25 protein-coding genes are annotated in these 25,134 nt (G+C 49.9%); 11 read left to right on the forward strand and 14 right to left on the reverse strand.

Annotated features, from left to right (window positions below):
- Window positions 1-142 precede the first annotated feature (142 nt).
- Window positions 143-811, forward strand: a complete 669-nt coding sequence (locus ACOZIO_RS21480; RefSeq protein WP_129951844.1) for a LuxR C-terminal-related transcriptional regulator — start codon at window positions 143-145, stop codon at window positions 809-811.
- Between the two features lie 212 nt (window positions 812-1,023).
- Here ACOZIO_RS21480 and ACOZIO_RS21485 read toward each other — a convergent pair whose 3' ends face one another.
- From ACOZIO_RS21485 to ACOZIO_RS21495, 3 genes are read right to left on the reverse strand one after another with little or no spacing between them, the layout of a single operon-like run.
- The gene (locus ACOZIO_RS21485) at window positions 1,024-2,067 is read right to left on the reverse strand and encodes an AI-2E family transporter (RefSeq protein WP_129951845.1); all 1,044 of its coding nucleotides are present in this window, start codon (window positions 2,065-2,067) and stop codon (window positions 1,024-1,026) included.
- Between the two features lie 28 nt (window positions 2,068-2,095).
- Entirely contained in the window at window positions 2,096-5,191 is a 3,096-nt protein-coding gene (locus tag ACOZIO_RS21490) for an efflux RND transporter permease subunit (RefSeq protein WP_421595705.1), read from the reverse strand.
- Window positions 5,192-5,200: 9 nt separating this feature from the next.
- Entirely contained in the window at window positions 5,201-6,340 is a 1,140-nt protein-coding gene (locus ACOZIO_RS21495; protein ID WP_421595706.1) for an efflux RND transporter periplasmic adaptor subunit, read from the reverse strand.
- Window positions 6,341-6,893: 553 nt separating this feature from the next.
- Here ACOZIO_RS21495 and ACOZIO_RS21500 point away from each other — a divergent pair.
- On the forward strand, window positions 6,894-7,439 hold the full coding sequence (locus ACOZIO_RS21500; RefSeq protein ID WP_421595707.1) for a cytochrome b: 546 nt from the start codon (window positions 6,894-6,896) through the stop codon (window positions 7,437-7,439).
- 64 nt (window positions 7,440-7,503) lie between these two features.
- Window positions 7,504-8,079, forward strand: a complete 576-nt coding sequence (locus ACOZIO_RS21505) for a YceI family protein (RefSeq protein ID WP_129952140.1) — start codon at window positions 7,504-7,506, stop codon at window positions 8,077-8,079.
- 64 nt (window positions 8,080-8,143) lie between these two features.
- Here the strand turns inward: ACOZIO_RS21505 and ACOZIO_RS21510 are convergent, their stop codons facing one another.
- On the reverse strand, window positions 8,144-9,199 hold the full coding sequence (locus ACOZIO_RS21510) for a rhodanese-related sulfurtransferase (RefSeq protein WP_129990522.1): 1,056 nt from the start codon (window positions 9,197-9,199) through the stop codon (window positions 8,144-8,146).
- A gap of 230 nt (window positions 9,200-9,429) precedes the next feature.
- Between ACOZIO_RS21510 and ACOZIO_RS21515 the strand changes: the two genes are divergently transcribed.
- The 4 genes from ACOZIO_RS21515 (at window position 9,430) to mdtG (ending at window position 14,011) form a co-directional block, all read left to right on the forward strand.
- Window positions 9,430-10,527 (forward strand): NADH:flavin oxidoreductase/NADH oxidase, encoded by a 1,098-nt coding sequence (locus tag ACOZIO_RS21515; RefSeq protein WP_129951850.1) that lies wholly within the window; start codon window positions 9,430-9,432, stop codon window positions 10,525-10,527.
- A 373-nt stretch (window positions 10,528-10,900) separates the two neighbouring features.
- Window positions 10,901-11,836, forward strand: a complete 936-nt coding sequence (locus tag ACOZIO_RS21520; protein WP_129951851.1) for a Kdo(2)-lipid IV(A) acyltransferase — start codon at window positions 10,901-10,903, stop codon at window positions 11,834-11,836.
- 214 nt (window positions 11,837-12,050) lie between these two features.
- Window positions 12,051-12,485, forward strand: coding sequence for a DoxX family protein (locus tag ACOZIO_RS21525; RefSeq protein ID WP_129951852.1), 435 nt, complete (start codon window positions 12,051-12,053; stop codon window positions 12,483-12,485).
- A 287-nt stretch (window positions 12,486-12,772) separates the two neighbouring features.
- Window positions 12,773-14,011, forward strand: a complete 1,239-nt coding sequence (gene mdtG / locus ACOZIO_RS21530) for a multidrug efflux MFS transporter MdtG (protein WP_129990523.1) — start codon at window positions 12,773-12,775, stop codon at window positions 14,009-14,011.
- A gap of 164 nt (window positions 14,012-14,175) precedes the next feature.
- Here mdtG and ACOZIO_RS21535 read toward each other — a convergent pair whose 3' ends face one another.
- Window positions 14,176-14,574 (reverse strand): VOC family protein, encoded by a 399-nt coding sequence (locus tag ACOZIO_RS21535; protein ID WP_129951854.1) that lies wholly within the window; start codon window positions 14,572-14,574, stop codon window positions 14,176-14,178.
- Window positions 14,575-14,789: 215 nt separating this feature from the next.
- Between ACOZIO_RS21535 and ACOZIO_RS21540 the strand changes: the two genes are divergently transcribed.
- Complete coding sequence (locus tag ACOZIO_RS21540) at window positions 14,790-15,197, forward strand: MysB family protein (protein WP_129951855.1); 408 nt, start codon at window positions 14,790-14,792, stop codon at window positions 15,195-15,197.
- A 6-nt stretch (window positions 15,198-15,203) separates the two neighbouring features.
- Here the strand turns inward: ACOZIO_RS21540 and ACOZIO_RS21545 are convergent, their stop codons facing one another.
- The 3 genes from ACOZIO_RS21545 to ACOZIO_RS21555 all read right to left on the reverse strand — a co-directional run bounded on the left by ACOZIO_RS21545 (window position 15,204) and on the right by ACOZIO_RS21555 (window position 19,759).
- Window positions 15,204-15,449, reverse strand: a complete 246-nt coding sequence (locus ACOZIO_RS21545; protein WP_129951856.1) for a YceK/YidQ family lipoprotein — start codon at window positions 15,447-15,449, stop codon at window positions 15,204-15,206.
- A 199-nt stretch (window positions 15,450-15,648) separates the two neighbouring features.
- Entirely contained in the window at window positions 15,649-18,231 is a 2,583-nt protein-coding gene (gene mdoH / locus ACOZIO_RS21550) for a glucans biosynthesis glucosyltransferase MdoH (protein ID WP_129951857.1), read from the reverse strand.
- Complete coding sequence (locus ACOZIO_RS21555) at window positions 18,224-19,759, reverse strand: glucan biosynthesis protein G (RefSeq protein WP_129951858.1); 1,536 nt, start codon at window positions 19,757-19,759, stop codon at window positions 18,224-18,226. The genes mdoH and ACOZIO_RS21555 overlap by 8 nt, the downstream gene beginning before the upstream one ends.
- Before the next feature lie 330 nt (window positions 19,760-20,089).
- Here ACOZIO_RS21555 and mdoC point away from each other — a divergent pair, with 330 nt between their 5' ends.
- A complete protein-coding gene (mdoC, locus tag ACOZIO_RS21560) occupies window positions 20,090-21,271 on the forward strand; it encodes a glucans biosynthesis protein MdoC (protein ID WP_129951859.1) in 1,182 nt (393 codons plus the stop codon).
- Window positions 21,272-21,331: 60 nt separating this feature from the next.
- Here mdoC and ACOZIO_RS21565 read toward each other — a convergent pair whose 3' ends face one another.
- The 3 genes from ACOZIO_RS21565 to ACOZIO_RS21575 all read right to left on the reverse strand — a co-directional run bounded on the left by ACOZIO_RS21565 (window position 21,332) and on the right by ACOZIO_RS21575 (window position 22,784).
- Window positions 21,332-21,592, reverse strand: coding sequence for a hypothetical protein (locus ACOZIO_RS21565; RefSeq protein ID WP_129951860.1), 261 nt, complete (start codon window positions 21,590-21,592; stop codon window positions 21,332-21,334).
- Window positions 21,593-22,027: 435 nt separating this feature from the next.
- The gene (locus ACOZIO_RS21570) at window positions 22,028-22,387 is read right to left on the reverse strand and encodes a DUF2502 domain-containing protein (protein WP_129951861.1); all 360 of its coding nucleotides are present in this window, start codon (window positions 22,385-22,387) and stop codon (window positions 22,028-22,030) included.
- A 265-nt stretch (window positions 22,388-22,652) separates the two neighbouring features.
- Window positions 22,653-22,784: a hypothetical protein gene (locus ACOZIO_RS21575; RefSeq protein WP_013576285.1), complete on the reverse strand. Its 132-nt coding sequence runs from the start codon at window positions 22,782-22,784 to the stop codon at window positions 22,653-22,655.
- 179 nt (window positions 22,785-22,963) lie between these two features.
- On the opposite strand from ACOZIO_RS21575, the gene ACOZIO_RS21580 reads away from it, so the two are divergent.
- Window positions 22,964-23,176, forward strand: coding sequence for a YccJ family protein (locus ACOZIO_RS21580; protein ID WP_129951862.1), 213 nt, complete (start codon window positions 22,964-22,966; stop codon window positions 23,174-23,176).
- A gap of 75 nt (window positions 23,177-23,251) precedes the next feature.
- Here ACOZIO_RS21580 and ACOZIO_RS21585 read toward each other — a convergent pair whose 3' ends face one another.
- The 3 genes from ACOZIO_RS21585 to ACOZIO_RS21595 all read right to left on the reverse strand — a co-directional run bounded on the left by ACOZIO_RS21585 (window position 23,252) and on the right by ACOZIO_RS21595 (window position 24,477).
- Window positions 23,252-23,515 (reverse strand): hypothetical protein, encoded by a 264-nt coding sequence (locus tag ACOZIO_RS21585; RefSeq protein WP_015690199.1) that lies wholly within the window; start codon window positions 23,513-23,515, stop codon window positions 23,252-23,254.
- A gap of 48 nt (window positions 23,516-23,563) precedes the next feature.
- Window positions 23,564-23,839, reverse strand: a complete 276-nt coding sequence (locus ACOZIO_RS21590; protein WP_129951863.1) for a hypothetical protein — start codon at window positions 23,837-23,839, stop codon at window positions 23,564-23,566.
- 128 nt (window positions 23,840-23,967) lie between these two features.
- A complete protein-coding gene (locus ACOZIO_RS21595) occupies window positions 23,968-24,477 on the reverse strand; it encodes a YlaC family protein (protein WP_129951864.1) in 510 nt (169 codons plus the stop codon).
- A gap of 177 nt (window positions 24,478-24,654) precedes the next feature.
- Between ACOZIO_RS21595 and ACOZIO_RS21600 the strand changes: the two genes are divergently transcribed.
- Window positions 24,655-25,131, forward strand: a complete 477-nt coding sequence (locus ACOZIO_RS21600) for a GyrI-like domain-containing protein (protein WP_129951865.1) — start codon at window positions 24,655-24,657, stop codon at window positions 25,129-25,131.
- Window positions 25,132-25,134: the final 3 nt, after the last annotated feature.

The following is a 25,134-nucleotide window of genomic DNA, read 5'->3' on the forward strand; positions in this document are numbered from 1 at the left end:
TGATTTTTCTAATTCCAGTTTGAACAAGATCAACAGACTCGCATTTCCGAATTGACAGCATTAGAGAAAAGAATCTATGCTGGATACAGAAATCACAGGAGTGGTTTCCTGCGCGTAATGTTACGCATGACAAGGATGTGATATGAAAGTTTGTATAATTGAACCCTGTGGTTTTACGCGCTTAGGAATTTTCTCTTATCTCGTTGAAAATAATAGTCTTGATATTATTGATACTGTGAATATTTCTCATTCCCTTAATTTAATTCCTGAATTCGAACCAGATATTATCCTGGTAAATATGACGATTAATTGCCATACTGCAGAACTATCTGAAGAATTAAAAACCTTCTTTGAATTTCGTCATAGCGCCCGAATATACTGCTACGTTGATGCTCACTATCCGAATACCGAAACGCCAATTGCTGTAACCCGTGAAGTCTCTATTCTCAACAAGCAGTCGCTCACCGCCCTCTTGCAACAGATTGCTGAAGACCCTGAAGCATTTATGCCGATAAATAACATCGGCCTGCCAAAAACGTTACTGAGCGATCAGGAAATTCTGGTGATGAGTTACTGGATGTCTGAAATGCCGAACTATCGCATTGCCAGAAAATTAAACATCAGCAGCCGTACTGTTTATGTTCATAAACGGCATCTGGCGCAAAAAATCCGAGTCCGTAACCGGCTGGAGTTTTGTTTCATTTACAATCTGATTAAGTATTTATTCTGGCCGATTGATGATATTTCAGCAACGCCCATCAGCCGGCAGATTAAAGACGACCTGCAGATGATTTACAAAAATTACAGCTAAATCTGCGAACATCATGAATGCCCTGCTCATTCAGGGCATTTTTACGTGACGGCATTCTTTCTCACTTTTTTAAATATTTTTCCTGTATTCTCCGCCTCCCGCCAGGTTGTACTGTAACTGCAGAAATCTGCAACGGACGTCATGGCACGCCTGTACCCCTACCCTCATGGCAGAACAGTGAATGCGCTCGCTCATCATTTCGAAGAGAAAAGCTAACTTTTGCGTTCTGCGGGACAATCACCCAGAAGCACAGTAATTTTGTGGCCTGCCGCTGTGGCTTCAAGCGCTATCCTGAGCACAATCGTCAGTGGCACCGAAAGCAACATGCCAACCGGCCCCATCAGCCATCCCCAGAAGATCAACGACATAAAGACCACGAGTGTCGATAAACCTAATCCGCGCCCCAAAATTTTCGGATCAATAATACTGCCGAAAACCAGATTGATCAGGATATATCCCCCCGTCAGGATCAATCCTTCAGTGGAACCATTAAACAGAAAGGCCTGAATGATCGGCGGGATAGCCGCGATAAAAGAACCTATGTTGGGAATGTAATTAAGGGCAAAAGCCAGCATCCCCCACAGAAAAGCAAAACGAATGCCGGTAACCGCCAGTAAGGCCCAAACAGCCAGCCCCGTTACCACACTGATCAGTGTTTTGATCACCAGATAGCGTGTCACACTGTCCAGCGCACGCTGAACATTCGCCATGCCTTTGTCCGGGTCATCTGACATTTGTTCCACTTTGTAGGGCAGTTGCGGGACTTCAAGCAGCATGAATGCAACGGTCATCAGCAGTAAGAACAACCCCGCCATCGCATTGGACAAATAGCTGATCAACTTACTGACCAGATTCAGCGTCGCCGCGGGATCAATGTATCCGGCCAGTTGTTCGGAGGATAGCGTCAGCCCGCTTTGCGGAAACCAGGCTTCGATATCACTGAGTTTCTCAACTAGCAGTCCGCGATATTGTGGCAATGTACGGGCAAACTCATTGAGTGTCACCAGCAGTTTGGTCGTGAGGAAAACCATCATGCAAATTACCAGTGTCGCCACCAGCAAAACAGCCAATGCCCTGGGCACTCGCCATTTCTCCAGCAAGACAATCAGCGGATTCAATACGAAAGCCAGAAAAAGCGCCAGAATAAAGGGCACGATAATATCTGCTGCGGATTTAATTCCCGCGAAGATAACTACCAACATTGCCATCATTACAACAGCTTTCAGGCCCTGAGTTGTTACGATCATTTTACGCACATCTTTCTCCTGAAACTGGCCGGATCCTTTAGCGAGATTTCACCCACTCACGCAGACGCTGGATATGTACGTACAGTGCCGGAATAAATAAGATCCCTGCCGTCGTGGATAACAACATCCCACTGAACACCGTTACGCCGATAATATGGCGGCTCATGGCTCCGGCCCCGGATGCCATGACCAGCGGTAACACCCCAAGAATAAATGAGATTGCGGTCATCATTACCGCACGGAAACGCTGTTTTGCCCCATCCTGAGCCGCGTCATGTACCGACGCCCCCTCTTCTCTTCTGGCTTTCGAGAACTCAACGATCAGAATGGCATTCTTCGCTGCGAGCCCTATGAGCAAGACCATGCCGATCTGAGCGTAGACATCGTTGCTTAGTCCTGCTAGATGCAGGCCGGCGATTGCGCCAAACACCGCAAATATCACGGAAATCATGACAATAAGAGGGATGCTCCAGCTTTCGTATTGCGCCACCAGGAACAAATACGCAAACAGCAATGCAGCCGCATAGATAAGAATGGCCTGGCCGCCAGCCTGTATTTCCTGCAATGACATGCCGGTCCATTCATAAGCGTAACCCGCAGGTAATGTCCCGTTCAGGATATGTTCCATCTGTGCCATAGCTTCACCGGAGCTGATACCGGGTGCTGCCGAGCCGCTGATCGCCAGGGAAGGAAACTGGTTATATTGGGTAATAAATGGCGCACCCAACGATGGTGTCAGTTCAACCATCTTCGCAAGGCTGACCAGTGAGCCGTTGTCGCTGCGTACCGTCAGTGCAGATATCTGGTCTGCACGTTGGCGGTCTTCCATTTCATTTTGCATCTGCACATTAAACAGACGGTTATTAATGATGAAATCGCTGACGTTAACCCCGCCTAGTGACGTCTGTAACGTACCGAAGATACGGCTGACCGGCACCTGCATCAACGCTGCACGGTCGCGGTCCACACTCAGGGCAATTTCCGGTACGGACGCACTGAAGGTGGTAAATACGCGGCTCAGGCTGGGATCCTGATTAGCGGCCTGGATCAGCGCCTGCCCTGTGGCAGCCAGTTCTTGCGGGGATTGCCCCTGTAATGCCTGCAAACGCAAATCCAGCCCTGATGCTGTACCTAATCCGGAAATCGCGGGCGGATTTATGGCCATAATTATCGCAGAAGGAATGCCGGCCATCGCCGGTTGCAGCCGCCCGATCACCTGATCCACACGGCTACGCTCGTCCCATGGCTTGAGCAATACAATACCAAAGGCGGCATTTGGCGAGCTCCCGCCGCTCAGCAGGCTGAAGCCACTGATAGCGATCACATCCTCGACCGCCGGGTCTTTCTGCATAATCTGCTGCATTTGTTCAAGCACAACATCGGTACGGTTTAATGATGCTCCATCAGGTAACTGTACATTCACAAAGAAGTAGCCCTGATCTTCATCTGGCAGAAAGGATTTTGGCAAACTGCTGTAGCCCCATACGCTGGCTCCGCCGATCAGACAAACCGTCACAATGCTGGTAAACACATTTTTGCTGATCCCCCGTGTAGCTTTCACATACACGTTACGGACGTGCTCCAACCCGAGATTGAACCCGCGAAAAACACGTGCCGGTTTGTCCGGGCGCGGTTTCAGCAGGGATGCACAAAGCGCAGGGGTCAGAGTCAGCGCGTTGATACTCGATAAAACGACGGCTGCTGACAGCGTGACAGCAAACTGACGATACAGTGCGCCGGTAATCCCTGGCAGAACGGCAACCGGAACGAACACCGCCAGCAATACCACGGTAGTCGCGATGATCGGCCCGGCGATCTGCTTCAGGGCTTCACGGGTTGCAGCCACACGCCCGAGCGACGGATCTTCCATCATCAGACGCTCCACGTTTTCCACCATCACGATGGCATCATCGACCACGACTGTCAGCGCCAGAATAATGGCAAACAAGCTGAGAGTATTGGCGGAATAGCCAAAGGCATAAAGCACGGCAAAGGTGCCCAGCAAAGAAACAGGAATGGTCAGTGCCACGATAAATGTCGCCCGTGCACTTTGCAGAAACAGGTAAACAACCGACAGCACGACGATAAAGGTCAGCACCAGTGAAACGGTAATTTCATCGAGCGTAGCACTGACAAAACGGGTCGAGTCGAATTTGATTTCATAAGTCAGATCATCAGGGAAATTGCGCACCTGACGCGACATTTCCTCACGCACCGCGTCCGCCACACTCAGCGCATTCGCTCCCGGCGCGGGGTATACCGAGAGAAAAGCTGACGGTGTCTGGTTCAGTGTCGCATTCACCTGATAATCCTGCGCGCCCAGCTCAATACGGGCGACATCGCGCAAACGCACCGTACCGCCATGCGCGTTTTTACGCACAATAATATTGCCGAACTCCTGCGCTGAACTCAGACGCCCTGCCCCGCTGATCGTCAGGGTTTGCTGTTGCATTGACGGGCTCGGTGATGCGCCAATCTGCCCGGCCGCAGCCTGCACATTCTGATTATTAATCGCGGCGCTAATTTCCATACTGCTGACATCCAGCGCTTCCATTTTGCGCGGATCCAGCCAGATACGCATGCTGTAGTCACGCGAACCAAAAACCCGAACATCACCTACGCCATCAACACGCGCCAGCGCATCACGCAACTGGATACTGGCAAAGTTGCTGATGAATAACATGTCATGGGCTTTCTCTGGTGAAAGGAGGCTGATACCCATCAGTATATTGGAAGCCTGTTTGCGCACCGACACGCCCGTATTCAGCACTTCTGGCGGAAGACGGGAGCTGACCTGTGAAATACGATTTTGTACTTCGACGGCTGCCGTATCCGGATCAGTACCGCTGGCGAAGGTAATAGTCAGCGTGTAGCTGCCGTTATTGCCGCTGTTCGATGACATATAAAGCATGTTACTGACACCGTTGACCTGTGCCTCGATCGGCGCAGCAACAGACTCCGCGACGTCCCGTGCACTCGCACCGGGATAAATAGCACTGACTGACACCACCGGTGGCGTAATATCCGGATATTGCTCAACCGGGATAACCTTCAGGGCGACGGCACCGATCAGCGCCGTCACCAGCGCAATAACCACTGCAAAACGGGGTCTTTTGATAAATTTCTGGAGCATCGTTGTTCCTTAACGTTTTTTCGCGGCCATATCCGGGGCTTCGGTTGCCCGTGCGTTCACTTCCATTCCTGGCCGGATCCATTGCTGGCCTTCGGTCACGACTTTTTCTCCGCCCTGCAAGCCCTCTATGACGAAATAACCGTGTCCGATCTGCGCGCCAAGCCTCACCAGCCGCGCTTCTACGCGCTGCCCGGCATTGACCAGCAAAACAAAATGCCCTGTCGCATTTTGCTGCACAGCCTGCGCAGGTAATACCGGCAGTGAATGTCCGGAACGCGGCTTTGCCGCTACATTCACAGTGCCCCCCGGCAGCAAACGATGCTCAGGATTTGCTACGGTCAGCCTGACCGGTAAAGTGCCTGTTTGCGCATCAATACGGTTACCGATGGATTCCAGCACCGGCGCTTTCATGTAAGGCGAACCGTCAGATAAACGCAGAGAAAGCATCATGTTATCGGCCATGAAGGCGTCCTGCAGCGTGCCACTGCTGTGGCTGGCACTGAGAACATCACGTTCGTTCACTGAAATTACTACGCGCACCGGATCAAGCTGCACGATCTCCGTGAGCACACCGCTGGCCGGATTCACCAGGCTTCCGGTATGAAAATGGCTTACGCCGATACGCCCTGAAATGGGGGCCGTAATGCGGGTGTAGCTCAGTTGTAGTTCCTGAGTGTTCAGCGCTGCCTGCGCCTGTGTGACGGCTGCACGGGCAGTATCACGCGCGGCCAGCGCAGCATCAACGTCTGACTGACTGACGGTCCGCGCATCACCGAGACGCTGTATACGGTTCAGATGGGTCTGGGCATGACGCGCGGTGGCATTGGCACTGTCTAACCGGGCTTTGGCCTGCGCGACAGCCGCCTGATGCAAAGCGGGTTCTATTTCATACAAAACGTCGCCTGCATTCACAAACTGCCCTTCCTCAAAGGCACGACGGGCAATAAAGCCTTCGGTACGGCTGGTCACATTGACGGCCTGAACAGCTTCAAGGCGACCCAGGTATGTGCGGCTGACGCCATCAGGTTGGGTAGCAATTGTCACTGTTGTCACCGCTGGCAGAAGTTGCGCAGCCGCACCGGTCAGGGGGAATGATAAGAGGGTCAGCAGTACAGGCACTGCCATAAAACGACGCATTGCAGGAAACATAAAGTCACTCTCCATGTGATGTCGGACGTGGCACCTTTAATTCAGCGAAAATGCACACACCGGCAACATCAGATAATAATCTATAAAAAAATTCCTAATCAGAATTATTGAGGATTATAAATATTGTCTGATATCACAAGCTGATCTCGATCAGCTTGTGAATGAACCTTTAACTTCTTTACGTTTTATTTAATCACCATTTAGATTCTTATTATGAATAAACAATCCATTATTCTCTGCTGCGCAACGGGTGAAATAAAAACACCACATCGTATTAATCACAGCCGGAATTATAATTTTTACTCAGTTTTTTAGAAATAGAAATAACTTTACGGTTGGTGACAAATCCTTACAAAGCATCTCCTGTACTGGATCAGCTATGCCAAAATTCGTTTACATCAAAAAATAACAAAACTACTGAACAAAAACTCCTTGAAATCATCAAAAATAATGAATGAGTTAAATTAATTGCAACATTTGAAAATAATAGTTTGCCAAGATGTTTCTAAGTGTTTAATTTTCAGCAATGCCTTATTACTGAGAACACCATCCTATGCACTGGAAAAATACCCCCGTCCGCTTTGGTTCTATTTCCATGTTAATTCATTGGCTCGTCGCTCTGACTGTTTATGGTTTATTTGCACTGGGATTATGGATGGTCGGACTGGGTTATTACGATACCTGGTATCACCGTGCGCCAGAAATACATAAAAGTGTCGGCATCCTGATTTTTGCTGCGATGGTATTTCGTCTCGCCTGGCGGTTTATTTCTCCGCCACCCAAACCGCTGGACAGTTACAGCGCGAAAACACGCATCGGCGCCTGGCTGGCTCACGTTCTGTTGTTCACCGGCCTGTTCGGCATTTTGATCAGCGGCTATCTGATTTCAACGGCTGAAGGCCAGCCGGTCAGCGTCTTCGGTTGGTTTGAGGTACCTGCTACGTTGTTTGGGCTGGAACAACAGGCTGATATTGCGGGCACCCTGCATCTGTGGATGGCGTGGGGCATTGTCATCATTTCAGGTTTTCACGCCCTTGCCGCACTTAAACATCATTTCATCGATCGCGACAGCACCCTGATGCGCATGCTGGGGCGCTGATCCGGTTTACGTTCTGCTCTTTACTTATGTTGTTCACATTATGGATAAACGGAGAATAACCATGTTGAAAAAGACCACTCTGGGTTTAACGCTGGCCTCGCTGTTACTGGCGGCGGGTTCGGCAACGGCAGCCAGCTACAAGATCGACAAAGAAGGTCAGCACGCGTTTATTGAATTTCGTATCAAGCATTTAGGTTATAGCTGGCTGTATGGCAGCTTTAACGATTTCGATGGCGGATTCACCTTTGATGAGAAAAATCCGGCTGCGGATAAAGTCAATGTCACCATCAATACCACCAGCGTCTTTACGAATCATGCCGAGCGTGACAAACATCTGCGCAGCGCTGAATTCCTGAATGTTGGCAAACATCCGCAGGCTACGTTCAAATCAACGTCAGTGACAAAAGAAGGTGAAAACCTGTCAGTGACCGGCGATTTCACGCTTAACGGCGTCACCAAGCCTTTAACATTACAGGCGAAATTGCTCGGTCAGGGCAAGGATCCGTGGGGCGGTTACCGTGCTGGCTTTGAAGCGGCAGGCACCCTCGCACTGAAGGATTACGGTATCACGACCGATCTGGGCCCGGCATCGCAGAACGTTGAGCTGATCATTTCTGTCGAGGGTGTGCAGGAGAAATAATTCCTGCCGCCAACGTAAAGGCCCTGAATCGCTCCCGCCATTCAGGGCCTTTTATAGACACCGGTCAGTCGTTTTCAGGTGCCGGAATATGCATGGTGGTTTGCAATAATCCCTTGGATTTATTGAAAATTTTTATGCCATTCTCGCGGCCCGCGCGCAAAGCCCGTTGTTCTTCTACCGGTAGCTTCAGCTCTGTCATACAGATTTCGCTGCAACATCCGTCAAATTTCGCTGCACACGTCGGACACTGAATAAACAGCAGATGGCAGCCGTCATTTTTACAGTTGGTGTGATTATCACAGGCTGTACCGCACTGATGACAATGCGCAATCACGTCATCAGAAATACGCTCACCCATACGTTCATCAAACACAAAATTTTTGCCTTTGAATTTAACAGGTAAACCCTTCTCTTTGGCACGACGAGCATATTCGATAATGCCGCCTTCCACGTGATACACATTCTTAAAACCTTTGTACAGCATGTACGCACTGGCTTTCTCACAGCGGATGCCCCCGGTGCAATACATCACAATTTTCTTATCTTTGTCTTCTTTAAGCATATCAACGGCCATGGGCAGTTGATCGCGGAAAGTGTCAGACGGGACTTCAATCGCGTTATCAAAATGCCCCACCTCGTATTCGTAGTGGTTACGCATATCGACAAACAAGGTGTCCGGATCGTCAATCATGGCATTGACCTGTTCAGCTTTCAGGTACTCACCTACGTTTGACGGATCGAAAGAATCATCATCAATCCCGTCCGCTACGATGCGGTCACGCACTTTGAGACGCAGCACCCAGAAGGATTTACCGTCATCTTCCAGCGCAACATTCAGCCGGACCTGATCCAGCGCCGGATGGCTGGAAAACAACCCGGTTTTAAACGCTTCAAACTGGCTCTGCGGTACGCTGATTTGCGCGTTAATCCCTTCTTTTGCCACGTAAATACGGCCAAACACGTTAAGGCGTGTCAGACTGACATACAGAGCGTCACGGAAGGCCTTTGGATCTTCAAGCTGGAAATACTTATAAAAAGAAACCGTTGTACGGGGCTCAGTTTCAGCCAACATGCGCGCACGGAGTTCCTCATTAGAAATACGGTTATGTAACACTGGCATGGTGTACGTTCCTGTCTTTCAGGGAAATTTAACTATTGAATACCGAATAGCTACTTTTGAAGCGGCAAGATTATACATTAAAGCAACAACGAGGACATCTTACGTTGAAAATTCGGCAGAAGAAAAAACACCTGCTGTTCATTGCCCATTTTTGAAATGCGATAACCTACTCTTAGTTGTTATCTATCCTTGTAGTCCATCACCACGCTGAATTTTAAGGGGCATAAAACATGAGTAAGCTTTTTGAACCGATTTCCTTAGGGAAGCTGACCCTCGCTAACCGCATCGTGATCGCGCCAATGTGCCAGTATTCATCCGACGAAGGGAAAGCCACATCCTGGCATCACGCGCATCTTGGGCAGTTATCCTTTTCCGGCGCGGGTTTACTGATCCTTGAAGCGACCGCTGTTGAAGCCGTCGGACGCATTTCGGCCCAGGACTTAGGCTTATGGGATGATGAAACCGAAGCTGCCATGAAGGATTTAGTGACCGGCTTACGCGAAAACAGTGATATGCCACTCGGTCTGCAACTCGGACATGCCGGGCGTAAAGCCTCGTGCGCTGCCCCCTGGAATGGCGGTGCACAAATTCCTCCCTCCGCAGGCGGCTGGCAGACGGTTGCGCCCTCACCGCTGGCCTTCGCGGAAGGTACCGAAGCCCCGCTGGCGATGTCCACGGAACGTATCGCAGAACTGAAAAAAGCCTATGTTGATACGGTTCGCCGCGCAGATCGCCTGGGCTTTGATCTGCTGGAGCTGCACGGCGCGCACGGTTACCTGTTGCATCAGTTCCTGTCACCGCTTTCAAACCAGCGCACCGATCAGTACGGCGGGTCTCTGGAAAACCGCATGCGTCTGCTTTTGGAAATTTTCACGGAAATCCGTGCGGCATTCCCGGCAGAAAAACCGATTGGCGTACGCATTTCTGCGACCGACTGGGTAGACGGGGGCTGGGATCTGGAGCAGTCCGTTGAACTCGCCAAAGCGCTCGACGAGCTGGGTTGCAGCTACATCCACGTCTCCAGCGGCGGCCTGAGCCCGCAGCAGAAAATCACGGTGGGTCCGAACTATCAGGTCCCCTTCGCGGATAGCATTAAGCGCCATGTAAAAATGCCGGTGATTGCGGTGGGTCTGATCACAGAACCGGAACAGGCCGAAGCGATTATCGGCACCGGGCAGGCAGACATGATTGCTCTGGCGCGCGGCATTTTGTACAACCCGCGCTGGCCCTGGCATGCGGCGGCAAAACTGGGGGAAAAAGTGGCTGCGCCGAAACAGTACTGGCGCAGCGAGCCTCACAGCGTCAAAGGTCTTTTTCTGCCGAAATAATCGCCTGACTTAACATTAACGCGGGACTCGCCAGAAATGGCATTTCGCAAACGTGATCCCGGGCGGCGGTAGTGTCGCCCGTTTCATTGACAAAAAGGCATTCTCTACTGATATTTGAATCATGGTGAGTGAATATGCCGGGAAATTAATGCGTACTTTTTGTTTTACATTCACGCAAACTATAAGTAAATGAGGTATTAGTGCCGTGGATTTTCACCTCACACCGAAAAAATGCCACAATATTCCACTTTGCTGCAAAAAATAACGTACAACGCATATTCCGGATGAATATGTGTCCGTGTTTCTGTGGCAGGCTGCTGCATTAGACAGAGCTTATAAACTTTCTACTTCGACTCACTGACGCAGAGATTCTATGACTCAGGTACCAACCTTTACTCGTTCGTTACTGCACCCGCGCTACTGGATCACCTGGATGGGTCTGGGACTGCTTTATGTGCTGGTGTTACTGCCTTACCCGGTCATTTACCGCATCGGTACCGGCCTGGGCCGCTTCTCAATGCGCTTCCTGAAACGTCGCTATAAAATCGCCCGGCGTAATCTCGAATTATGTTTCCCGGACATGCGTGCGGAACAGCGCGAAGATATGATACTGAAAAACTTCGAGTCCGTCGGCATGGGCTTGTTTGAAACTGGCATGGCGTGGTTCTGGCCAGACTGGCGCATAGAGCGCTGGTTCAAAGTCAGCGGTCTGGAACATATCCAGCATGCGAGAGAGAATAAACAAGGGGTTCTGCTAATCGGTGTGCATTTCCTGACGCTGGAACTGGGTGCGCGTATCTTTGGGATCCATAATCCCGGCGTGGGCGTTTACCGTCCTCACGATAACAAGCTGATGGATTGGATCCAGACCAAAGGCCGTATGCGGTCTAACAAAGGGATGCTGGATCGCAAAGATCTCAAAGGGATGATCCGCAGCCTCAAGCAAGGCGACATCATCTGGTACGCACCGGATCATGACTACGGTCCGCGAGCCAGCGTATTTGTGCCCTTTTTTGCGGTAGATAAGGCCGCCACCACAACCGGGACATATCTGCTGGCACGCATGGGCAAACCGGCGATTATTCCCTTCACTCCGCGACGACTGCCGAAAGGGGAAGGTTATGAGATGATTATTCACCCTCAGGTCGCTGACTTCCCGCTGGATGACGAAGTGGTTGCCGCAGCGTACATGAACAAAGTGGTGGAAAACGAGATCCGCCAGGCACCGGAGCAGTATATGTGGCTGCATCGTCGGTTTAAAACACGCCCGCAGGGTGAGCCTTCGCTCTACAAACCCCTTAGCGATTAATCAATCAAAACCGGTCCGGCCACCGTCGCTGGTCCGGTTTTTTGATTTGCTTCATCAATTTTTTTCACAAACTTCTTCAAACTTATCAGATTTTATCCGATCCTGTTTAGGCCAATACTCTCCCCATCATTTCTCCACGTGATTACTCCGCTTATTTTGGAGCCGCGTGACCCCCGCCTCTGAACAGGCATGTTACCTTTAAAAGGAACACATTATGTTGGCTAAACTGAACACCGCCTTTACCCGTGCTGTTGATCATCAGAATTTCGGTAAGCTTTTGTTGCGTCTGACTTTTGGTATTTTAGTTTTATTCCACGGTGTGGCAAAAGTGGAAAATGGTGTGGGCTGGATTGCACAGATGTTACAAGCTGATGGCCTGCCTGGCTTTATTGCTTACGGTGCCTATATAGGTGAAGTGATCGCGCCGGTGCTGATTATTCTGGGTATATTCACCCGCCCTGCCGCGCTGATTCTGGCATTCAATATCTTAGTGGCCGTTTTCCTGGTTGTTGGCGGCAAATTCTTCACCGTCACCGAAGTGGGTGCCTGGGGACTGGAAGGTGAAGCTCTGTATTTCTTCGGTAGCCTGGCCATTATGTTCCTGGGTAGCGGCCGTTACTCTGTTATGAAGAACGAAGCCCTCCGTTAAGATCTGGTTTTAGTTGTGTCTTTCATTGTCTGTTTTTAATTCTGTGTCTGTCGCGGTCAGCCTCGGTGCTGACCGTTTTTTTTGACTTTTACCGCGCTGAATTGCTCTTCTTTATCCCGCCAAATTTTTTGAACCTGTATTTCACTTGGCTTGTTACAGTTCATTAACATCATTGAAGTGAATGATAATTAGGCGCATAATTATCAAGCCAACTGACTGTTATTTGTGCTCTGTCTTGTTTCTTTCTCTCATTCCAGAGCAAATCTGATCCCTTTATTCGGTACTATATGACTTCGGCCTCTGAACCTGAAATCGCCCCAGATCCCATTAACTGGAAACGAAATTTATTTGTTGCCTGGATCGGTTGTTTCCTTACCGGTGCTGCATTCAGTCTGATCATGCCTTTCCTGCCCCTTTACGTGGAAACCCTCGGCGTAACCGGTCATGAATCCCTGAATATGTGGTCCGGGCTGGTGTTTAGTATCACTTTCCTGTTTTCCGCCATCGCCTCACCTTTCTGGGGTGGGCTCGCCGATCGTAAAGGCCGAAAAATCATGCTGCTGCGCTCTGCACTTGGTATGGCGATTGTCATGGCGTTAATGGGATTTGCACAAAACATCTGGCAGTTTCTGGTTCTGCGTGCATTACTCGGTTTGCTTGGCGGATTTGTTCCTAATGCCAATGCGCTGATCGCCACCCAAATTCCGCGCAATAAAAGCGGCTGGGCACTCGGCACGCTGTCTACCGGTGCCGTGAGTGGCGCCCTGATTGGTCCGCTGGTCGGCGGCTTGCTCGCTGACAGCTACGGTTTGCGGCCGGTTTTCTTCATCACAGCGTCCGTGCTGTTTCTCTGCTTCCTGATGACGCTGTATTTCATCCGTGAGCAATTTGTCCCTGTGAACAAAAAAGATATGCTCAACCGTAAACAGGTTTTCGCTTCACTGAAAAACCCCAAACTGGTGCTCTGTCTGTTCGTCACGACGCTGATTATTCAGGTAGCAACCGGTTCTATTGCGCCCATACTCACGTTGTATGTGCGTGAACTGGCGGGAAATACCCAGAACCTGGCGTTTATCAGCGGTATGATAGCTTCGGTGCCGGGCGTGGCCGCACTGATGAGTGCGCCGCGTTTAGGCAAACTCGGTGACCGGATAGGCCCCGAGCGGATCCTGGTGGCGATGATGGCGTTATCTGTGCTGTTATTGATTCCGATGGCCTTTGTACAAACACCATTGCAGTTGGGTATTTTGCGTTTTCTGTTGGGTGCCTGCGATGGTGCATTGTTGCCAGCCGTTCAGACCCTGCTAATTTATAACTGCACGAATCAGGTGGCAGGACGGGTATTTAGCTACAACCAGTCATTCCGTGATGTCGGCAATGTCACCGGTCCGCTACTGGGTGCCGCGGTCTCAGCCAGCTACGGCTTCCGGACGGTATTTTTTGTCACGGCGATGGTCGTATTATTTAATGCAGGATATTCGTACTGGTGTCTGCAACGCCGGCCGCATCAGGCCATGATTGACTGAATCACAACCGGCGAAGCAGAACGGGGCATTGAGTTTTAACTACCTGCGGCGGTACGGGTGAATGTTCCGTCACCTCAACGACTGGCCGTCGCGCTTCATAATGCTTGCCAGCCGTTGTGGCCGAAGCACAGACATCAGTTTCTGTACTCTGCTGACATTTATCGCTAGGCCGTCCAGTCACGCAATGCCAGTACTACCCGATAACCGTCAATGTCCTCAAAGGTTTTGCCGCATTCATCCCAGTAGGGATTAAACGACGGTACGGCAATAAAACCCGCCTGTAGCATCCGCTCGCACTGCATACTCCACTGCTGATTATCCGGGATATAGAACACCAGAAGATTGTCTTCGGTAGGCGCACGCCCCACGGACGAGCCGTGATGATGCGTAAATTCGAGATGATAATGATGATGCGCATGCCCGACCAGCACACCATCAAACCCCTGATGATCGCAAAAACTGCCGATGATGTCGAAACCCAGCCCTTCTGAATACATACGCGTTATTTGCCCGAGATTATCCGTCGGGCGCGCCACCCGTAAGATTGCCTGTCGTGAAACCATCTGTACTCCTGCTCTTTTTTAAATAGCCGCAACGGCGCGGGTAAGAAAATGAGAATAGCAGAAAAAATCTGACTGATTTCGTCTGAAAACTTGCATCCTGTCAGTTATCGACAACACTCTTTTAATCAGGTTTTTCACTGTCAGATGGCTGTTACTTATTCATTAATAACGCTATTTGCTGCAGATCCCTTTATCGTTCAACTCAGGAGACAACAATGAGCATGTACGCAACGCTGGAAGAAGCTATTGATGCCGCCCGCGAAGAATTCCTCGAAGCCGCGCAGGATCGGATCCATGACGACGAAGAACCCATTCCGGATCAGTTTAATCTGCAAAAATATATCATGCAGGATGGCGATGTGATGTGGCAGGCGGAGTTCCTCAATGGTGAAGGAGATTCCATCGATGCGCTGACGTTCCGCAGCGGTGCAGCGGCGCAGGCCATCTTTGATGAGGATTATGATCTGATAGAACTCGAAGAAGAATGGCAGGAAGAAGCCACGCTTTATGAATGGGATGAAGGTGAATATCAGCACGAACCGCCGCTCGATACTGAAGAAGGTAAAGCGGCATCTGAAGAATGGGACGATGAAGACGAATACCCGGGTCGTGATATCGATTAAGTCACTTTATTCATAAGGCCCGTGGCGGGCGTCAACCGGCAGCATGAACGTGTCGACAATCATCGACAGAGGAACATCGATAACAGTGACATAACGCCACGGGCTGTCCCGTAAATCCCACTGCACCCCGGGATAATACTGGTTACCATGCCCCTGTCCCGGCACAGTCCGGCTGATAATACTGCCGCATCCGGTCAGCATCGTCGCCAGCAATGCCAGCGCACACCCGCGAAAAATAACCCGATTAATCACTCACCCAACCTGTCGATTCAATTCAAAAGAAGTCTATTCAGCAACACCGTCAGCTTATCACGCACCCTGTGTGCCTTATGTTAAGGCAAGGTAAAAAATTCCGGCGCTCCCCGCTAAAGTGTAATCCGCCTTTCGTCACAAAGAAAACGGGCAGTATGCGTTCACATACTGCCCGTTTTTTATTTACCCCATGTCATTTTCAGGCGGATTTAACTTCAGGCGTCTGAGTGACAGGGAATGCCTGCACATTACGAGGCAGTTGCGCGTAGTAAGCACTCCATACCTGCTGATCAGGTTGCGTCCACACGGCAGAGTGTAAACGCGCCATCAGTACCGGATCACTTAACAGGATCAGGCGATCCGCCTTGCCCAGATCCTTAGGACCGGTTTTTAGCGCATGCTCAAGATGAGCACGACGGCCGTTTTCTACCGTTTCACGCAGCAGGTGACGGGATGTTGCCATCGCCGTTGCCAGCGCGTTGAAGCCCGGATCGAAGACCGCATGCATAAAGCCATTTTGCAGCTTACGCGAACGGTTCAGCGTCAGGTATTCCTCGGTAGCCACCAGTTCACGCGGAGGATCGTATTCTTCCGGGATCAGGAACAGTTTGGCTTTCTTACTCTTAATCCCTAACGTTGCCCGGCTCGACAGTACAGAGACGATTGGCGACAGGATAAGAGAGAAAACGATGGGTGCCAGCCACCACAGGAAACGCAAGTCCAGCCACGCCATACCGGCCGCCCAGACCGCACCCAGCAACAGCTGAGAACCGTGACGTTTAAAGGCTTCGCCCCATGGAGTATCGTCGTCATCGCGCTGCGGTGAGTTCCAGACCACTTCCCAACCCAGGAACGCGCTGACCACGAAGACAGTGTGGAACAACATACGTACCGGTGCCAGCAATACTGAGAACAGCATTTCGAGGAACATGGAAATCAGCAGACGGAATGCTCCACCAAACTGTTTTGCCCCTTTCGCCCAAATCAGCACAATACTCAGCAGTTTTGGCAGGAACAGCAACACCATGGTGGTCGAGAACAAGGCAATCGCCAGTTCCGGACGCCACTGCGGCCATACCGGGAATAGCTGACGGGGTTGCAGGAAATACTGCGGTTCCATCAGCGTGTGCACGACCTGCAATGCGGTCGACAAAGCCAGGAAGGTAAACCATAACGGTGCCGACAGGTAAGACATGACCCCCGTCAGGAACACCGCGCGGTGAACCGGGTGCATACCTTTTACCAGGAACAGACGGAAGTTCATCAGGTTCCCGTGACACCAGCGACGGTCGCGCTTCAGCTCATCGAGCAGGTTCGGTGGCAACTCTTCATAACTGCCGGGCAGATCATAAGCAATCCATACACCCCAGCCAGCACGACGCATCAATGCCGCTTCCACAAAGTCATGAGACATGATGGAACCCGCAAAGGAACCTTCACCCGGTAACGGTGCCAGTGCACAGTGCTCAATAAACGGTTTCACGCGGATAATGGCGTTATGGCCCCAGTAATGGGATTCGCCCAACTGCCAGAAATGCAAACCAGCAGTAAACAGCGGGCCGTAAACACGGGTCGCAAATTGCTGGCAACGCGCATACAGCGTATCCATGCCTGAGGCTTTTGGCGCAGACTGGATAATACCGGCGTTCGGGTTGGCATCCATCAGACGGGCCAGGCCGGTCAGACATTCGCCACTCATGACGCTGTCGGCATCAAGAATAACCATATAGGCATATTCCCCGCCCCAGCGACGGCACCAGTCATCAATGTTACCGCTTTTGCGTTTTACACGACGGCGACGACGGCGATAGAAAATACGTCCGTGACCCTCAACGTCGCGGCACACTTCCATCCAGGCTTTTTGTTCCGCTACGCAGATATCCGGGTCGTAACTGTCGCTCAGCACGTAGATATCGAACTGATCCAAATCTCCCGTCGCTTTGACTGATTCATACGTTGCACGCAGACCCGCGAAAACGCGCTCCACGTCTTCGTTACAAATCGGCATGATCAATGCTGTACGGTTGTTCGGATTCAGCGGCTCATTACCTTTGGTCGACGCGGTAATGCTGTATTTGTCCCGGCCGATAAGCAATTGTAAAAAGCCCATCAGCGCGGTCCAGAATCCTGCCGACACCCAACAAAACAGGATGGCAAACAGCACCAGGATCCCGGTCTGTAAAACGTAAGGCAGTAATTGCAGAACAGATTGTTGCCAGTCCTGATTGAGCATATCGCTTGGATCGATGAGTGCCCAGCCCTGGTACGGGAGAATGGTTTTCATGTACCAGGTAGCAATTGCCGTCTGTACCAGCATCAGAACCAGCAGGATATAACGACGCACGGAACCGGCGTGGCGCCAGCGCTTTTCCGACTCAGGCATATGTGACGTAGTGTGACGCGAAACCGCGCTGCGCCCCATCAGGTTGTCCCAGAAACGCCCGACCGGGTTGGTGCGCCAGACATCAGGGAACATGCTGGAGCGTTTAACCGGTGGCATGGCGCGGGTAATCGTGCGCCCTTCGTTATCGGTTTCGTCTAAGGTGCCCTTTTCCAGGGCATCAGGCCAGCTTGCGCCGACACGGGCTTTCACTGACACCAAAGGCGCATCAGGATCGGCCGCATTAACCGTGGTCGTTACATCACCGCCTAAACGGTGATGTACAGTAGCAAAAGCCAGCTCCTGCTCAGCAGGAAGCTGCTGAGAGAGCGCCGCTTTCTGTTCATCAGTAAGCGGCAAGGCTTCTACATAATCTTGAGTAGAGTGCGTTGACTTATTCATTTGCAGGCAGCTGATAGCTCCAGGTTTCACTCAGAGTTTTATCGCCATTGGCCAGAGAAGCGCGCATTTCGATCGCCTTCTTAGGATCCTTAACTTTCAGGCGCAGCGTCAGACGCCAGCCCTTTGTGACAGGATTATAGCGTACGGAGTTTTCAACCAGATCACCGTTGTCGCCCACGCTGACCTGAGACACCACCGGCGTGTCGCTTTTCAGTGCTTTCAGGTTTGGACCGACGAAGTCGACCAGGAAAGCCACGCTGCCATCCGGCTCACGGATCAGATTCGACTGTTTCACGTCACCGGTAGAGCGCATAGTGCGTTCGACCCACGCCAGATCAGGAGAGTGCAATTTCTCTTCTTCACGGGTGAAATGTAAACGATAGTTCAGGCTCAGCGGTTTGCCGGCATCAGGCAACTGATCAGGGGTCCAGAAAGCCACAATGTTGTCGTTGGTTTCATCCGCAGTCGGAATTTCCACCAGCTCAACTTTCCCTTTACCCCAGTCGCCTTTGGTTTCAACCCAGCCACTTGGACGCAGGTCGTAACGGTCATCCAGATCTTCGAAGTTAGAGAAACTGCGACCACGTTGCAGCAGACCGAAGCCTTTCGGGTTCTCCATAGAGAACTGGCTGACAGCAAGGTGTTTCGGATTGTTCAGCGGACGCCAGATCCATTCACCGTTACCCGCGTGGATAGACAAACCGTTGGAATCATGCAGCGCCGGACGGTAATTAAGCACCGGCGAAGGCTGGTTTGCGCCAAACAGGAACATGCTGGTCAACGGAGCCAAACCCAGTTTGCCAACTTTATCGCGCAGATAAACCTGAGACTGTACGTCAACAGTGGCTTCTTTACCCGGATAAACGTCCAGACGGTAAGCGCCGGTCGCACGCGGAGAATCCAGTAAGGCATAAATGACTAAATGCTTTTCATCCGGATTAGGACGTTCGATCCAGAATTCACGAAAACGTGGGAATTCCTCGCCGGAAGCCAGCGCAGTATCGATCGCCAGACCACGGGCAGACAAACCATAAACCTGACCTTTACCGATGACGCGGAAGTAGCTGGCACCCAGCACACTCATAATCTCATCATCTTTGTCGGCTTTGTTGATGGGATAAAGCACTTTGAAGCCGGCAAAGCCGAGGTTTTTCACTGAGTCAGCGTCATGCTTGACGTTGCCAAAGTTGAAATAGTCCGGGCTGTATTTGATCTCTTTGACTGAATCGGCGGTCACTTCATTGATTTTCACCGGCGTGTCGAAGTACATACCCTGATGATAAAATTCAAGCTTGAAAGGCGTATTCAGATTTTTCCAGTACGCTTTGTCATGATTGAATTGAATTTGTTGATAATCTGCGAATTTGAGATCGCGGAACTGAGACGGAAGATTGCTTTTCGGCGCTTCGTAACCTTTATCGGCTAATGCCTTCGCTTGTTTGGCAACATCATCTATAGAAAAAGCCCAGGCAGATGAGGTGAACATGGTCATCAACACTGCGGCACTTAGCAAACGGACTTTGATCATACGTGACCCTATGGAAAAATTTTTATCTGACACCTTGTCTCCTACGCGCGCTTCATTCATTCACTGTAACTATTTTAAGGGAAGTGTCAGGTTTCCGACAACTTGAGCAGTCGATGGTTCATCCATTGATGAACCGTTTAAGCGCAACAGGGTACAAGGATATCAATTCGTTGAAACTCCGGCTATGGAAACTTGTCCTATAACAAAGCATGTTTTAAGGTTAGAAACTAAACTAATGTCAACGATGGTCATTTTTGCTTACGTGCGAAATTAGCCTTAAAGACAAATTACGCTCTAAAATTAGGATGAGCTACTTACAATGGATACGTAATGACACAGCCAAAACCACAACGTGAGTTTTTCTTAGACTCCATCCGCGCATATTTGATGCTGCTGGGTATTCCTTTTCATATATCATTGATTTACTCCAGTCATATCTGGGCGGTAAACAGTGCAATACCTTCTCACGGCCTGACAATATTCAATGATGTTATTCACGCCTTTCGTATGCAGGTATTCTTTGTTATCTCCGGCTATTTTTCTTATATGCTGTATGAGCGTTATGATCCACAGCAATGGCTGAAGGTGCGCCTGGAGCGTGTTGCCATTCCACTGGCGGCAGCCTTCCCGCTGATCACTATCCCCCAACTCTATTTTCTGATGAAATTCACCAGCAAATTTTCTGATTGGGATAATCTGGATTTTTATCAGAAAATTAACATTACCGTCTGGGAACTGGTTTCGCATTTATGGTTCCTGCTAACCCTGGTCATTCTCACCAGCATTTGTTTTTACCTCTTCAAATTCATTAAAGAAATTAAGACTAGTCGTATTCAAATAATAAAAAGCCGTACAAACAGCTTAGGAAAACTCTCAATTATCTTTTTATTTATCGGTTTAATTTACGCAGCATTTAACCGAAGCCTGTATCTTTTTGCGCCGCATTTACTTTCCAACGGTGCATTTAATTTCATTGTCATGCAGACACTGTTTTATCTGCCATTTTTCATCCTGGGTGCGCTTGCTTATAAATTCTCCTGGCTGAAAGAACTGTTTCTGAAACCGTCGGCTACCGCCGGTGTAGTCAGCATTTTCCTGTTCGCGGCTTACATGTTCAATCAACATGTCAATACACCCCAGCTGTACTCGATGGAAATCGATGCCATCATCACAACCCTGCTCGGGTTCCTGATGGTCAATGTGGTGTTTTCCTTCAGCCACTATTTACTCAATTTCCAGGCACCGTGGATCACCTACCTGGTCAATTCATCCTTATTTATCTATCTTATCCACCATCCTTTAACGCTGATTTACGGGGCGTTCATTACACCGAAAATCCATAGCGACTGGTTGGGGTTCTGGCTGGGGCTGGTATTTGTATTCGGTATCGCCTTTTTGCTGTATGAGATCCATAAGCGCATCCCTATCCTGCGGTTCCTGTTCTCAGGCAAACCACAGCAGCCGGTTAAAAAGAACTCAACCGACGTGCCGCCGCAGAATCAGGCTTCCTGATGCCAGACGACAAAAAGCGCCCTCAGGCGCTTTTTGTAAGACGGATAAAGTAAGAGGGAATTATTTGGTGCTTATCAGTCCCATTGATTTTGCCCACTCTGAAATGTGCCCCCGATAAAAGAAAGTGATGTCCAGCTCCAGCGAACATTCCTTTGAGGGTGTCACGCTGCCCAGACACGGGTATTCCTGCGGACGATATTCAAAAAGAAAATCATCCATTTCCTCATCAGTCAGCAACTTATCGCCTTCTATTTTATCCTGATAGAAATAGGCATCCAGCATCCAGGTACGGTATTCAAAATCGTTTTTAATCAGTTGCATAGGGATAATCTCGCTAAATGACATATTACATATCTGACAGGGTTTTCCCCTGTGTGACGGCCTGTTTCATCAGATATGTGCCGTAGTCGAGCCATCCATTGCCGATCTCATAACAGGAAATTAACATACAAATGATCATTAGCAAGCTGCAATTGCTCTTAAAAGGCTTTTACCGAACTCATCCGCACTTAATAGCAAAAAAACACATCTTTATATAATTCAAACAAATGAATCACGTTACTTTCATTGATAAACCAATTAGTTAGGAGAAGATTATTAATCGCGGGGATAAGGGTCAGGCTAGCTTAGGATGGGATGGGATGGGGTGGGATGTGAAGGGAACAGAACTGACATTGGGGATACTTTTGCATCGCCACTGCCAACCCTGTTCCCAAAATCTTTTTAACGCCTGTCATTCAACTCATCAAACTTGTGTTACCAACGCCCCGGAGGCGGACCTTCGCGCCAGTGTCCCGGAGGGCCATCACGCCAGTGACCAGGAGGACCATCGCGCCAATAGCCGGGTGGCGGGCCTTCATGCCAGTATTCATGATGCCAGTAGCGTGGCGGTGGTGCCGGTTCGTAATAAACCCAATGACCGCGGCCTTCATCACGATAATGATGCTCCCACCAGCCCGGTGGACGCCAGTCGCCCCCATCCCAATAGTATCCGCGGTCGTCACGGTCACCGATATGCAGTGACAACCCTGGCATATTAACGCCAAGCTCGACGTTCGCCTGTGCGACAGCTGGCAAAGTTAGCAAAACGGCGAGAACTAAAATTAGTTTTTTCATTGTGAACCTCACAACCTGCTTATCAGGTGGTGACAAAGTACTCCCGGCTATCTTCCTGTTCTATAGGAATTTATCCCAAAAAAAAACCCTTAACGGAACCCTTACAATTGCATCAGTACGCCATTGCGGGCAACCCGTTGCAACGCTATGGCGGCAAAGGAAATTCAGCGCATAAGGGCGAAGTAACCCTGAATGACAGATACAAAAAAACCGCCGTGGCGGTTTTCTGTTTGCTGCTTTGTTGTGCGAAATCAGCCGGGCAAAATCAGATTTTGCAGCCTTCGCAGTCACTTTCGTCCTGAACGGCTTCAGGCACTTCCGCTGCTTTTTCAGCTGCTTTAACTTCGGCAGTTTCCAGTGCAGCATCAATGTCAAAATCAAAAATATCGTCGCTCATTCTCATCACCTTAAATGTTCAAAATCGTATCCAGTATAAACGACAGGCCATGCCCGGCGTCGGTTTTTTTGTGCCCTGAGGCCGCAGGATTTGCATAAAGTGCATCAGGAAACCATAGTTATAGTGAATGCAACGGTGTCACGGAGACACTTTTTCGAAATAAATATGAGGAGAACCGGATGACGACGTCAAACATCAAAGCGTGGGCAAATACCCGTGAAACCTCTCACGAAATCGCTGAGGCCATTTTCGAACTGGCGAATAACGACGAGACGCTGGCACAGAAAATCTGGGAAGAAGGCAACGATGAAGTATTGCCTATCGCATTCGCCAAAACCAAGGAAGACCATTTGTTCTGGGGCGAAGAGAAGATTGACCGGAAAAATGTCTGATAATCACTGCGTCAGCGGCTGACAACCAGCCCTGAGTCTGACTTAGGGCTGAATCTGCGTTAAAGCATCAGGGCGTTAGCTGTCGAAGCCAAATCCCATTTTATGTGCCCACTCAAAGATTTGCTCTTTGTAGAAAAAACGTGGTTCACACACCCCTGGCTCGCCGGGTGTCTGGATCATCACAGCCACGCACGGATAAGCCACCGGGCGGGCGTCAAAGATAAAATCATCCACTTCCTGATCGGCAAACTCAGAGGTTTCGCCTACCGCGCTCGCCTGGAATATTTCATCCATTATCCACTGACGGTATTCAAATTCGTTGCTGATAAATTTCATCATTCACCTCTGCCTGGCTTTTACTCTGCTTGCGGCCATTGCCGGATTAAATCAATCGTGTAAGGCGTCGCCGCCACAGCAAGGACACACTTCGGCACGGGCCACGGACATTTGTGCACTGCCGTCGCTGTCCCACTCCACTCTCAAAGGTTTGCCGTTATCGTGTTCGGCTTTGATGAAACGATCAAAATGCGCAGCCTGCCCGGTCATCGTTTCGGTAACTAACAGTTCATCGCCAGCATAAATGCGTGCGGTAGCTTGCGCATCCTGTTTTTCGCCCGAAATGATTTTGTGCAGATGATGAATGGTAAGTTTGATTCGTTCCACTGGTCGCTCCTGTAACGGCTCAACATCTTTTTTCGCACAGTGATATACATTCACGAAAATGATGTCCAGCCGCTATTTTATCAGAGCATGCAGGGTAACGTCATGGCCTGTTGCCATGTTTAGCGGTGTTATGAGTGAGCTAACTGTGCGGTTCCGGTGCCGTCTGGCAACTGGCGCTCCAGCCGGGCCAGATCATAGACATCATAGAAATCCACAAAACCTTTGTGGCGGACAATCGATTCTATCCGGTTTTTAATGTGTTCACTGACCTCAGCAGCGCTGAGAATTTGCTTCACGGCATCAGCGGGAAGCTCACGGCTGAAATACCATTCGCCGTTATAGCAAACGCGTAAATCGAGCACCCCGATATCTTCATAGCGATAAACCGGTTTAATTTCCAGCAATAACATCGCGGACATAAAGATCAGGAAAGCCGTAAATCCGATAAACCATCCGAGCCCCATATAAGGTGAAACGTACATGACGATGCCTACGGCGATATACCCAACCAGCATCGCCAGGCATAACCATGGGTGATTTACAAAAAACTCAGCATTGATCCGCGCCTTACCATCGCGCCCTTCCAGGCGGTTGATGCGATCAATTTCACTGTTTAATACGTTTTTGATTACGTCCATCTCATACCTCATTGCGTCACGACTATAATGCAATCTGATTGTATTATTTTATCACGACAACTGTTATAGCGCGTAGAGCAGTTAACTGCTGTTAATCGTCAAACTGTTATAGTTTTGCACTTACATTCTACTCACCATGGAATCCGCTCAAGGCATGTCAGATAAAAGGAGATCATCATGGCATTATTAATTGTAGAGAGACCGGCCAAAAAGCTGGTCAGCTACCGGGTGGTTGGCCCCTATCAGGAGTCAATCCACAGTGGTTTTCAGCAACTGATGAAATGGGCTGCGCGGCACCATCAGACGCAAAATGAATGGCTGACGTGGTTTCATGATAATCCTGACATCACGCCGCCAGAAGCTTTGCGTGCTGATCCGTCAGTATGTGTAGCCGATAATTTTATTCTGGATGATGCACAGGGACTGGCGTTGCAAACATTGCCGGGAGGCACGTATGCGGCGTATCACACCACAATAACAGACGGCAATTTTGAAAAGGTCTGGCGGGAATTCTATAGCCAACTGCTGACCAGTACGACCTATCGTCCGGACGGAAAAGCGTGCTTTGAACACTATCTCAGCGACGGTTCCAACAATGGCATCTGGGAAGTGGTTCTCTATCAGTCAGTCGAAAAAATCCCGGCAATCCGCTGAAAG

Origin of the sequence: Rahnella sp. PD4 (assembly GCF_049199325.1) — a bacterium.
Classification (GTDB): Bacteria; Pseudomonadota; Gammaproteobacteria; order Enterobacterales; family Enterobacteriaceae; genus Rahnella; species Rahnella perminowiae.